This is a genomic window from Haliea sp. (assembly GCF_040222615.1).
Lineage (GTDB): Bacteria > Pseudomonadota > Gammaproteobacteria > Pseudomonadales > Halieaceae > Haliea.
In genome coordinates, this window is sequence record NZ_JAVKCQ010000154.1 from 1 (window position 1) to 11425 (window position 11425).

Annotated in this window: 14 protein-coding genes and 1 pseudogene; 11 read left to right on the plus strand and 4 right to left on the minus strand. The window is 58.8% G+C overall.

Annotation, left to right across the window (positions count from 1 at the left end; genetic code table 11):
- Positions 1–84: 84 nt before the first annotated feature.
- Positions 85–252: pseudogene (locus RJQ10_RS12560) on the minus strand (transposase); the annotation flags it as partial.
- 32 nt (positions 253–284) lie between these two features.
- Here RJQ10_RS12560 and RJQ10_RS12565 point away from each other — a divergent pair.
- On the plus strand, positions 285–821 hold the full coding sequence (locus tag RJQ10_RS12565; RefSeq protein WP_350147088.1) for an alpha/beta fold hydrolase: 537 nt from the start codon (positions 285–287) through the stop codon (positions 819–821).
- Between the two features lie 51 nt (positions 822–872).
- Positions 873–1541, plus strand: a complete 669-nt coding sequence (locus tag RJQ10_RS12570) for an SDR family NAD(P)-dependent oxidoreductase (protein WP_350147090.1) — start codon at positions 873–875, stop codon at positions 1539–1541.
- Between the two features lie 345 nt (positions 1542–1886).
- On the opposite strand, the gene RJQ10_RS12575 is transcribed toward RJQ10_RS12570, so the two are convergent.
- Positions 1887–2405 carry a peroxiredoxin-like family protein gene (locus RJQ10_RS12575; protein WP_350147092.1) on the minus strand — a complete coding sequence of 173 codons (519 nt, stop codon included), beginning with the start codon at positions 2403–2405 and terminating at the stop codon, positions 1887–1889.
- A 247-nt stretch (positions 2406–2652) separates the two neighbouring features.
- Between RJQ10_RS12575 and RJQ10_RS12580 the strand changes: the two genes are divergently transcribed.
- From RJQ10_RS12580 to RJQ10_RS12600, 5 genes are all read left to right on the plus strand, one after another.
- Complete coding sequence (locus tag RJQ10_RS12580; RefSeq protein ID WP_350147094.1) at positions 2653–3051, plus strand: hypothetical protein; 399 nt, start codon at positions 2653–2655, stop codon at positions 3049–3051.
- Between the two features lie 41 nt (positions 3052–3092).
- Complete coding sequence (locus RJQ10_RS12585; protein WP_350147096.1) at positions 3093–4175, plus strand: methyltransferase domain-containing protein; 1083 nt, start codon at positions 3093–3095, stop codon at positions 4173–4175.
- Positions 4166–4717, plus strand: a complete 552-nt coding sequence (locus RJQ10_RS12590; protein WP_350147098.1) for an arsenate reductase ArsC — start codon at positions 4166–4168, stop codon at positions 4715–4717. Before RJQ10_RS12585 ends, RJQ10_RS12590 begins: the two co-directional genes overlap by 10 nt.
- 283 nt (positions 4718–5000) lie before the next feature.
- Positions 5001–5378, plus strand: coding sequence for an HvfA family oxazolone/thioamide-modified RiPP metallophore (locus RJQ10_RS12595; protein WP_350147100.1), 378 nt, complete (start codon positions 5001–5003; stop codon positions 5376–5378).
- A 115-nt stretch (positions 5379–5493) separates the two neighbouring features.
- Positions 5494–6186: an HvfX family Cu-binding RiPP maturation protein gene (locus RJQ10_RS12600; protein WP_350147102.1), complete on the plus strand. Its 693-nt coding sequence runs from the start codon at positions 5494–5496 to the stop codon at positions 6184–6186.
- 211 nt (positions 6187–6397) lie between these two features.
- Here the strand turns inward: RJQ10_RS12600 and RJQ10_RS12605 are convergent, their stop codons facing one another.
- Positions 6398–6829, minus strand: coding sequence for an MAPEG family protein (locus tag RJQ10_RS12605; protein ID WP_350147104.1), 432 nt, complete (start codon positions 6827–6829; stop codon positions 6398–6400).
- 628 nt (positions 6830–7457) lie between these two features.
- Between RJQ10_RS12605 and RJQ10_RS12610 the strand changes: the two genes are divergently transcribed.
- From RJQ10_RS12610 to RJQ10_RS12625, 4 genes are all read left to right on the plus strand, one after another.
- A complete protein-coding gene (locus tag RJQ10_RS12610) occupies positions 7458–8066 on the plus strand; it encodes an RNA polymerase sigma factor (RefSeq protein ID WP_350147106.1) in 609 nt (202 codons plus the stop codon).
- On the plus strand, positions 8060–8917 hold the full coding sequence (locus tag RJQ10_RS12615; protein WP_350147108.1) for a peroxidase-related enzyme: 858 nt from the start codon (positions 8060–8062) through the stop codon (positions 8915–8917). Before RJQ10_RS12610 ends, RJQ10_RS12615 begins: the two co-directional genes overlap by 7 nt.
- Before the next feature lie 87 nt (positions 8918–9004).
- Positions 9005–9529 carry an IS66 family transposase gene (locus tag RJQ10_RS12620; protein ID WP_350147110.1) on the plus strand — a complete coding sequence of 175 codons (525 nt, stop codon included), beginning with the start codon at positions 9005–9007 and terminating at the stop codon, positions 9527–9529.
- A 149-nt stretch (positions 9530–9678) separates the two neighbouring features.
- On the plus strand, positions 9679–10176 hold the full coding sequence (locus tag RJQ10_RS12625; protein WP_350147112.1) for a thiamine pyrophosphate-dependent enzyme: 498 nt from the start codon (positions 9679–9681) through the stop codon (positions 10174–10176).
- On the opposite strand, the gene RJQ10_RS12630 is transcribed toward RJQ10_RS12625, so the two are convergent.
- Positions 10156–11425 (minus strand): hypothetical protein (locus tag RJQ10_RS12630; RefSeq protein WP_350147114.1); only part of this gene is annotated, 1270 nt, incomplete at its 5' end. The two genes, RJQ10_RS12625 and RJQ10_RS12630, sit on opposite strands and share 21 nt — an antisense overlap.

Sequence of the window (11425 nt, forward strand, 5' to 3'; positions counted from 1 at the left end):
GCACTTGCTCTCGCCGATCAAAGACGTGGCGAGAGGCAACGTGGTGGACATCTCGCCACACAAAATATAGTAGAACTGCGCGAGCTACCACTGCCACAAGGCCTGGTCACTGCATACCATGTAGTTTAATTGGCGCTTACGATAATTCTCAAAATTCCTGAACCCATAAGCCCTCCTGGTCATCATCTCCATTTTGTTGTGGAAGCCCTCGGTCACCCCATTACTTTTCGAGAATCGCCACATGGTGGTAACGGCCCTAGCCAGGATGTCAGGAGTCGCCACTCGTGGCGCCGCATCAGGCTCAGCAGGCCCCGGTTCTTGCGACCCTCGGGATGGTCGATGTTGTGCCGCGTATGGAGACGGCTGGCGTGCAGGAAGTGATTGATTTCATGTCCGCCAACCCCGATGGATTTGTGTCGATTGAAGCTGCGGCCGATGCAGTTGCGAAGTATCTGCCGCATCGCCCTCGGCGTTCCAGCAGTGATGGCCTGCTCAAGAACTTGAGGCAACGCAGCGACGGACGCTGTTATTGGCACTGGGATCCGGCGGTTCACAGCAGTGCTGGCTCACCCGATTCCATCGAGGCCATGGCGCGGCGCATGGAAGAAGCCGCCAGGTTGATCAATGTTCCTACCCAGGTGGTCCGGGGAGGACAGAGCCGCGTGGTGAGTCCGGAGGGGGTGGCACACCTGGCGGAACTGATACACCGCGCTGGCTACGTAGATGTTGCCGCGGCGGGGCACATGGTTGCTGGCGATCAGAATGATGAGGATAACGCGGTTATTCGAGAGTTCCTCGTCTCTTTATTTGGAAGTGCTTGAAATTCCCTATAGCATCCGAGGGGCTGCTCATAACAATTCAGGAGTCAATTAGTGAAACCATTGGAAAATCGCACAGTTGTAATTACTGGTGCACTGGGCGGGCTGGGCAGAACTGTATGCGCAGTCGCTGAATCCCAGGGCGCTCGGGTTATTCGTTTGGATATTGCCCGCGACGAGAGCCTTCCGGATTGTCATGCGGTCGATCTCACCAATGCCGATGCCACACGAGAGTTGATACAAAGTCTCGGACCTTTCGACAGCCTGGTCAATCTCGCCGGAGGCTTTGCCATGGGCACCGAAAGCTGGGACTCGAGTGACGAGCAATGGGACCTCATGTTCAGTCTGAACGTGTCTACCATGCGCAATGCCATCAAGGCAGCTGTTCCTGTGCTGCTGCAACAGCCCTCAGGCAGCATTGTCAATGTAGGTGCGTATGGCGCCCGTGAGGGGCAGGGTTTGATGGGGGCCTACTGTGCCTCCAAGAGTGTGGTCATGCGTCTCACGGAAACGCTGGCAGAGGAACTTAAAAGCAAGGGCGTCAACGTTAATGCCGTGCTGCCTACGGTCATTGATACGCAGGCTAACCGTGCTGCAATGCCCGACAGTGATCCCGCCGATTGGGTGTCACCGGACGACCTGGCCAGTGTTATCTGCTTCCTGCTTTCTCCGGCTGCCAAGGCGGTGCACGGTGCGCTAGTGCCTGTGCGTGGATTGAGCTAGAGAGCGAATTGTAGTGATGGTTATGTCCTGCTGAATGACGCTTCTGGTGGGCTGTTGGCGCCTTCTTTTGCAGGCGCTATTTGTAGTGAGGGGGATGGAAATCATTGCCAAGGCCTCGGCAGTTACATGACGGCGCATCAGGCTAATCAGGCCACGGTTCTTGCGACCCCAGGGTCGTCAATCCATTCTCCACGCCATCGATTCAGGTCGGTGCTTTTCATCAAACCCCCTCGTTGCTTCCGGAATTCTCCAGGCTTGTCTGCAGGCTGTTTGGGCACCGTTTTCATCCACATCGCGACAGATCGTCGCTTAACTCAAAAGTAGGTGTCCCTGTCACTCGCGTTATCAGTCGGTACCGCGCGGTGGATACCCCTTCTCGCTGATATAGACCACACCTTTCTTGATCATGTCGAGATCAGGGCGGCAGAAGGGGGCGCTGGCAACATCGCTGAAATGCAGGCTGCCGTCGGCCCGCACGAAGAAAACGCCGGGTTCGGCGAACGGCGTATCGGTTTCCCGGTCACTAAGCGGCGAGGAAATGAACAGTCCCAGCTCGCGCGCCTGCCCGATAGAAAGGTCATAGGCGACAGTGAGGTCCAGATGCGCTTCCTCGGAGAATTGCTCTGCCTTGCCTTTGGGATCTGTCGAGACCGCCACGATCTCAACACCCATGGCCTCGAAGTCCGCTTTCATGTTGTTCAGCTGCCCCAGGTAATTTTTGCAGATGGGGCAATGCAGGCCGCGATAGACCACGATTAACTGTGACTGGCCGCTGGATGGCTGGCCAAGCGTCACCACCCCGCCCACTATTGTAGGCAGGGCAACACGGGGGAAGTCGGTACCTGGATGGGGTATGTTTTTCATTTCCGGATCCTTTTCAGGGTGGGTTGAAGGTGGCAGAACCTTGGGACCTGTACACAACAATCCGATGCGGCGAGCGAGATTTTGTTACAAACCGCGGTTCACGATGTCAGGGCCGCTGTTACCAGTAAAAAAAAGATTTGGGAGCGCGTAACAAAAGCCGCTTTTCTGAATCCATGGCTGGCAAGTACCGGCGAATCTGAGAAATCGCGTTCGCTGCCACCCAGTGAATCTCATAAAGTAGGTGACTATGAAACAACAACGTATTGCCACTGCTCTGCTGCTATTGCGCCTCGGGGTGTTCATCGTGATGATTATGTGGACACTGGACAAGTTCATCAATCCCGAGCACAGCGGCGCCGTATTCGAGAATTTCTACGGCCTTGGCGGGCTGTCTGGTACCGTTTTCATGATTCTTGGGGTCCTGCAGTTGCTGGTGGTGCTGGCATTTGTGGCAGGCTTCATGAAGCGCTACAGCTACGGGATCATTCTCCTGGTGCACAGTGTTTCTACATTATCTTCCTGGCAGCAGTATCTTGATGCCTTCAATAACCTGCTGTTCTTTGCCGCCTGGCCGATGCTCGCAGCATGTATAGCGCTCTATATGTTGAGGGATCTGGACACACGCTGGACTCTCGACAACCGCTGAGCCGCGGCAAATTCGCAATGAAAATCAATGGAGATCAACCCGTGACCAGTGCCTCCCATATTGGCGACGATATCGCCGACACTCACAGCAGCGTCCGGGACTACTACGGCCAGCAGCTGCAGAGCTCCGCCGACCTGAAGACCAGCGCCTGCTGCGACCTCGCGCAGGTGCCGAACTGGCTGAAGCCACTGCTGGCCAATATTCACCCGGAGGTGCTCTCTCGTTATTACGGCTGCGGCCTGGTTTGCCCGGACCAGCTCGAAGGCTGCCGAGTGCTGGATCTTGGCTGTGGCAGTGGCCGCGATGTTTACGCTCTGGCGCAACTGGTGGGTGCGCAGGGCGACGTGGTTGGCGTCGACATGACTGCCGAACAGCTTGTCGTGGCCCGTGCCCACCAGGGCTGGCATGCGGAGCAGTTCGGTTACGACAATGTACGCTTTCTCGAGGGCTACATTGAAAAGCTGGACCAGTTGCATCTGGAGCCGGGCAGCTTCGATGTGATCGTCTCCAACTGTGTCATCAACCTGTCGCCTGACAAAGCTGCGGTGCTGGCGGGCGTACAGCGCCTGCTTAAACCCGGCGGAGAATTCTATTTCTCCGATGTTTATGCGGACCGCCGGGTGCCCGACGCTGCGCGGCGGGACCCGGTGCTCTACGGCGAGTGCCTGGGTGGCGCCTTGTACTGGAACGATTTCCTGCAATTGGCGAAACGTCAAGGCTTCATCGATCCGCGGCTGGTGGAGGACCGACCCCTGGACATCACCGATCCGGCGCTGGCGGCAAAGCTGGGTAACATCCGCTTTTTTTCGGCGACGTATCGTCTGTTCAAGCTAGAGGGGTTGGAGAGTGACTGCGAAGACTATGGCCAGGCGGTGGTCTACCGTGGGACCGTGCCGAACTGCCCCCATGGCTTCGCCCTGGACAGCCACCACTTCATAGAGACTGGAAAGGTGTTCCCGGTCTGCGGCAATACCTGGCGGATGCTGCAGGATACCCGCTTCGCGCCACATTTTGATTTCCTAGGCGATTTCAACCGTCACTACGGTATTTTCGAGGGCTGCGGAGTCTCCTTGCCCTTCAAACAGGGTAGTGCGAGCAATGAGGCACCGGCGCCGTGCTGCTAGAGCGGAAGGACGACAGCGACACCATCTTGAGACAGCAGCCGCTGCGGGTTCTGGTGCTCTGCACCGGCAATTCGGCCCGAAGCATCATGGCCGAGGCGCTGTTTAACTGCCACGGCGGTGGCCGCATTGTGTCCCGCAGTGCCGGCAGTCGGCCCACGGGGGCCGTCAACCCCTTTGCCCTGGAGCAGATTGCGCGTCTGCCGGAGCCGCCGATGGCAACGCGCAGCAAGAGCTGGGACGAGTTTGCCGGGCCCGGCGCCATGCCGCTGGACGTCGTAGTGACCGTCTGCGGCAATGCCGCGGGCGAAGCCTGCCCGGATTTTCCCGGCGCGCCCCGGCGCGTGCACTGGGGCCTGTCGGATCCCGCGGCGGTAGCCGGTAGCGATGACGACAAGCGTCGCGCGTTCAGCGGCTGTTTTGATGCCCTGGAGGCCGTGATTCAGAAAATGGCTTTGGAGCTGTATGCTGGAGCAGGGCGGGTGGCGCTGTGCCAGTGGATGGCCGAACACCCACCTACTCAACGCGACAGAGCGATAATGTAGGATTCCGATGCTCAGTCCGTGTTTGCTGCGGGCGTGAATGAGCAGGCACCGTACGCTGCCATTGCGGTCTGTGCGCTATTCAATTTCATGAACCCTATCGTTGAAGGCTGTGGGGTAATGACCAGTGCTGCAAACCTGGCGACTTCGCGCTCCCGACACGAGGCCGCGCAGGACAGCAAGCAGCCTTTTCGAAATTTTGCCAACGGGTCGGGGTTTTCGCCGTAACAAATCCTGTGTTGCCGAATCAATATCCTGTAAGTCAAAACCAACCAGGAGAAGATCCATGAGCAGCAAGACATCAAAGTTCGTAACCTCAGTATTCAGCGCATCCTTTCTCGCAAGTTCGCTGGCCATGCCGCTTGCCGCAGTGGCAGACAATCCCTTCAGTGCGACTGACCTGGAATCGGGTTATCAGCTGGCCAGCAAGGATGCTGAGGGCAAGTGCGGTGAGGGCAAATGTGGCGGCAACGAGTCCAAGGGTGATGCCGAAGGCAAGTGTGGCGGTGCGAAGGAAAAATCATCTGCCGAGGGAAAGTGTGGCGAAGGCAAGTGCGGCGGAGCCGATGGCAAAAAGATGTCGGAAGGCAAATGCGGCGGAGCCGACGGCGACAAGACGGCGGAAGGCAAGTGCGGTGAGGGCAAGTGTGGCGGTGCCGGCTAGGCGGGTCACTTAAGCTCGACGCTAGCTACTGAATGGCAGTAAAGACCGTTCGCTGACTTTGGCTGACGAATGGTCTGCACTGCTGTTACACATCTGAAGAGACAAAGGATTCCGCATGAATGCGACGCTTTTGCTGGCGCGATCCCGTGACTTTCTGGATCGATCCCGCGGCATCGATTTTTTGGCACCACTATTGCTCCGCCTGTTCCTTGCCCCGGTATTTTTTTCGGCGGGGCTCACCAAGATGATGGCTTTCGAAAGCACCGTATCCTGGTTCGGAAACCCGGAGTGGGGGCTGGGGCTACCCTTCCCGTGGTCGATGGCATTTCTGGCGACTTCCACGGAGCTAATTGGTGGCCTTTTGTTATTGTTTGGTCTGGCCACCCGGTTGATTGCGATCCCCCTGATGGTAACCATGCTGGTGGCGATATGCACGGTCCATTGGCAGGATGGCTGGTTTGCGATCGCACCTTCTGACCCTTCCACCAGCATGGCAACGCCGCTGGCGGCTGTAGGTTTTCCCGGTGCTGAGGCGAGCCTCGCCAACAGTGAGGAGGTAGGCAATCGATTGACCGCCGCCCGCGGCCTTTTGCGCGAGCACGGCAACTATAACTGGCTCACCGAAAAGGGCAGCCTGGTCGTGCTGAACAACGGCATCGAGTTTGGCGCAACCTACTTCATCATGCTGCTGGCGCTGTTTTTCAGCGGCGCGGGACGGTTTGTCAGTCTGGATTACTGGATTGGCAGGTGGCTGGACCGAACACCCCCGCTAACGCGGGAAGCCCTGCTCAGTTTGGAACCGGCGTAGGTGGTGACTGAATACGTCCGATGAAGCAAGCTTATCCAGGACTCGACCAGCTGTGTCCGGAGCTGAGATAGGGCAGTACCAGGTGGCTGAGTTCGTGTGATGCCGTCAAGCCGCGGCGCAATGCATTGGGCGGAAAGCGTGGGTCAACGTAAAAGTGTACGCTCTGTCGACGCGAGTAGTGGTCATCTCGATCAGGGATCTGGGTTGCAGCTCACTGGTTGAAAGTCATCTGTAACCAATGCCAGAGGGCGAGCAATGTCATCGCCAGCAACAGCAGCAGGCCGAGCCCGAAAAGTCGGAACCTGTGTGGGACGTAGTTGGAGTTGACATGGACCCAGGCGTGGACGAACCGGCTCAGCACGAACAACCAGGCCAGCATCAGCGCGATTCCGCCGCCCTGGCCCAGTGCCATCAGGACGAAACATAGCATGTAGAACAGTACTGGAGCTTCGAACTGGTTCGCGAGGTTATTTGACACCTTGACCACTGCTTCCGGCCAGGCCCGGTTGTCAAGCGCCGTGGCATTGCGGTCTACCTCGCCGGCTTTGACTGCAGCGAACTTGCGCCGCCCGAGCAGCACATAGACCCCGATGGTCAGCAGGATCTGGGCCAGGATTGGTCCGAGCATTGGTGTGGTTTGCATGGGTGACTCCAACAGGTGTTTGCAGTGCGAATAACTCTCCGGGTCAAGAATCCTGACGGACTTGCTGTTCAAGATCTTTAGCGATGCTGGTCCAGTTGGAAACCCCGTAGGGTACCCGGTAGGTCAGCAGCCCAGGATCGTGTCACAACCGAGCGGCGCAAGACAGTCACACTGGGATTCCATGTCGGCAAGGATACTCCGAGACTGATCCCGATCGACAGGTGATTTCCGCATGACAGTATCCAGGCTTGCAAAGTGGAGAGCAATGAGTGGATCAGGGAACCGATTGAGGACAATCCCGACGGTACGGGAGTTTCCTCTTCGATGGCCCCATAGATCTTCGATAGCGCATCAAACCCGTCCGGAAACTGCTCGGCGAAGATGTCACTGACTGGTGGCTGAACAGGGCCAGCAACACCAGCAGGCAGACGAAAGATCGGCACGGCGAGCCAGCCTCTGGGCCGGAGCTTGTGGAGACTGCTCTTGCGCATGTCGGAGCCCGATTCCAGGCTTGATGGGCTATAGATGCGCCGAGTGTACAGATGTTACATTGGAGGCTCACGAAACCAGGGAGCGCGGCCGATGTCTATTGGGCCCTGGCCGATGGGCTTTGCGGGGAGATCGGGCAGTGGTTAAGGATGGTGACAACGGTTCTGGCAAGGCTGCTGGCGACGAGTATTTTGCCTCCCTCGTGCGCGACCACCACCGGGCCCTGATTGCCCTGGCCGTGCCGATTGTTGGCGCCAGCGAGGCGGAAGAGGTGGTGCAGAACGCCTGGCTGAAGGCCTATCGCGCGATAGACAGTTTTGAAGGGCGCGCGGCCATAAGGACCTGGCTCAGCCGGATCGTCATCAACGAGGCCCGGATGCAGCTGCGGTCACGCAAGCGAGAGGTGTTCCTCGAGGACCAGGCGGGTGATTTCGGCTCTGCGGATGCGCTTGACGACTGCTTTCGCGAGGATGGGCACTGGAGAGCAGCGCCTGTCAGTTGGTCCATGGACTCGCCGGAGGGGCTGTTGATGGGCGTGGATCTGATGGATTGCCTCGACAGGCTTCTGCAGCGAATGTCCGGCAACCAGCGTGCGGTCCTCGAGATGCGCGACAGTAATGAGCTGTCATTCGATGACATCTGTAACACGCTGGACATATCCGCATCCAATGCGAGGGTACTGTTGCATCGGGCGAGGGCCGAGTTGTTCAAACTGGTCAATCACTACCAGGAGACCGGAGAGTGCTGAACTGTCGTGAAGTAAGCCAAAAAGCCAGTCTTTACCTTGATGGTGAATTGCCCTGGCGTGAACGTGTGGCAATGAGAGTGCATTTGCTGATGTGCAACGACTGCCGGCGCTTCATGCGGCAGCTATCAGGGTTAATTCGCGCCATACCCTTCATGCACCGGCAGGCAAGCCCTGAGGAGGTCGACAACGTGCTGGCCCATGTTAGCAAGAGCAGCGGCGACACGGTGTCGGCAGACAGCGGTCCTGGTGGTGCGTCTGTCAGCTCGGCGCGCCCGCGCCTGCGCCTGGTGCAGGGGTCCGGCGGACGCGGGGAAGAAGGTGGCAGTGACGAGGTCGAGGCTGTCTTCAATGAGATCCGCACGGCCACGGGGTCTGTGTCCAACATGTTCCGGGCTTACGCGCGGCACCCCGCTGTACTCATCGCTACCTGGGAGCGGGTCAAGAGTGTGATGCTCCAGGGCTCGCTGCCAGCGACCCTCAAGGAAGCCATAGCCCTCGTCATCTCCCATGACAATGACTGCGAATACTGCGTCGAGCATCACCCGAGAAATCTGGCTGCTCTCGGCATGGGGCAAGAGGAAATAACGCGCCTGCTGGCAGATCCATTGGCGGGCAATTTCACACCGAAAGAACGGGCCTTGCTGGTACTCGCCCGGCAGGCAAACAGCGACCCCCACGGGGCGTCAGTCGATACCCTGGACCTCGCGCGCAGGACCGGTGCGAGTGACATTGAAATCATCGAGGCACTCGCCGTCATGGAGCTGTTTACCTCGCTCAACCGATTCCTCAGTACCTTGGGCATTCCACTGGAGGAGGCTGCGAGCGCATGCTCTATACCCTCTCGGGGATAAGCTGTTGTTTCGCCGGCCCAATTGCGGAATGCTGACCGGAATCCGTGCGCGGTGATAGCTGCCCGCCCCAGACGTTTCGGTACTGTTGTGAAGGTCATATCGATCAGCTTTAACCCCCGCCAAGGAACAGCCGAGCAGGGACAGGCCTGGATGCAGAAGCTGTATCGCATTGAGAAGCAGGCTCGTACGCAACACATGTCACCGCCGGAGCGAAAGGGGCACCGGCAAAAGCATGCAGCGCCCATCTTGGCTAGACTGCGCTCATGGCTGGACGACAGCCTGCCCACGGTGCCGCCGGGCACCCTGACCGGCAAGGCGCTGAACTACTTGCACAACGAATGGCCGAAGCTCATCCGCTACCTGGAGGTTTGTCGCCTGGGGATCGATAACAATCTGGCGGAGAACGCTAACCGACCCTTTGGAATTGGTGGCAGAAATTGGATGTTCTCGGATTCGGTGCACGGCGTCAAAGCCAGTGCCAACCTGTATTCTCTGGTGGAGTCGGCAAAAGCTAGCGGACTGGAGCCCTACGGATACCTCCGCCGGGTCTTGCGGAACTGCCGCAAGCAGAACCCGGGAAGGACATTGAGAGCCTTCTACCGTGGTCTTTGAGAAAATCTCCGCGGAAACGCGATAGACTACCCCGCGGTTCACGCACCGCTTACCAAAGTGCGGCGGCTCGGTGAGGATCATCGCCAGCATGGAAGACGAGGAGGTGATGCCCGATAAAGCGGGGCAGGCCCTCGATAGAATACTGGCTCATGACTGTAGGTTCTGGACGGGTAGAGGGCATTCATGAGCAGACCTGCTCACAACAGCACCTTTATTTTCCCTATACTTGCGACGGGTCGCTCAACATGACCATCCATGAACTGGTGACTTGCCATCGTCATGGCATCGGGGTCAAGGCGGTGGTGATCAACAACCAGTGGCTGGGCATGGTGCGGCAGTGGCAGGACATGATCTTCGATGGACATCGCTCGGGGTCGGACCTGTCGGATCCGTTGGCGCTGAAGGCGCCGAGGGAGGTCGATATCTACCCGGATTTCCCGACCATTACCGAGGGCTACCGGGTACGCGCCGAGCGGGTGTCGGCACCCGCCGAGCTACCCGCGGCGTTTTTGCGCATGCTGGAAAATCCGGACAAGCCGTATCTGCTGGATGTGATCGTGGATGGGGCGGAGAATGTTTACCCGATGATCCCGGCGGACGGGACGTACCGGGGTATCATTTTGGGGTCAGGTCCCATCAGGACCTGACCCCAAAGAGTTGGGGACATCTGCCATCGCGAGGACCGAACGATACTCCTCGAGAATCAACTGGTCCCGATCCGACCACAGGTCATTGCCGCGCAACCTCGCCTCTTCAAGCGCAGCGGTTGCCCCCAGGTAATTGCTCTCTTTGGCATGGGCCTGTGCCTGCAGGCGTGCTAGCGGGTAATCGAAATCCGTTAGCGCAGACAGGCGCTGTATGTCGTCCCACGGCGGCTCGGCTTCCCCGGCGAGGCGTGATTCGATAATCTCGTAGCCGACGTAATTGCCCACCGCGCGCATGCCTGCCTGGCGGTAGGCCGCTTCTGCCTCCCGCAGGAACTGTAAACCCCTGGTGAACTGTTTGTTGCGCAATGCCACGTGCCCACGAGCACGCAGAATCGGTGCAGGCAGCGACATGTCATCCGGGTAGCGCGTCTCCAGCAGCCGTATCAGCGACCCGGCTGTATCCAGCGATGCACCGCGGGATGCGGCGATGGCTTCGAATGCCAACGCAGCGGGGACGGCCGCGTGCAGACCAGCGCTCGATTCCAGCCGGGACCGGGTGCTGCTCGCCAACCGGTACGCCTCGGTAAAGGCGCCCTGTACGTATAGTCGATGCATGACGGTAAAGTCAGCAATAGCGCCGTACATTGGATCAGCCGATGTCTCCCCCAGGGCTCGCAGGGCGGTCGTGTAGTCGCGGGCGGGAGAAAAATGTCCGCGCAGGTTGAGTGACATGGCGGAAAACTGCAGGAAGTATGCTTTTGAAGCGACATCACGCGCCTGGTCGATGATGGGTGCTGCCGCCAGTGCCAGCTGTACCGCCGCGTCTGTATCACCATTGCGGAAATAGCTCGCCGCCAGGTAGCGATAGCTCTCCATCAGCGTATCGATATCTCCGGTTTCCTCCGCGAGGGTGCGTGCCTGCCTGGCATGTGCGAGCAACGCATCATGCTGCCCCGCGGCCTGGTAACTGTCAGCAAGCGCAAGATGTATGTCGGCCAGGTATAAGGGCATTGGGTAGTGGGTTCTGGCGAGCTCCAGGCGATCGAGAAGATGTGCCTCTGCCGCACTCAGGTCGCCCTCCAGGCGGGCCATGAGTGCCAATGCCGCCAGCGTCTGCAGCTGACCGAGCGGCGCGGACTCCTGCAGCGCCTTGAGCGGCAGGCCCTTGAGGATAGCGCCGGCCGCGTCGGTATTCCCCAAGTCAAGATAGGCCCCGGCGGCGACGAGCCCTGCGTCGAGAAGCAGGGCG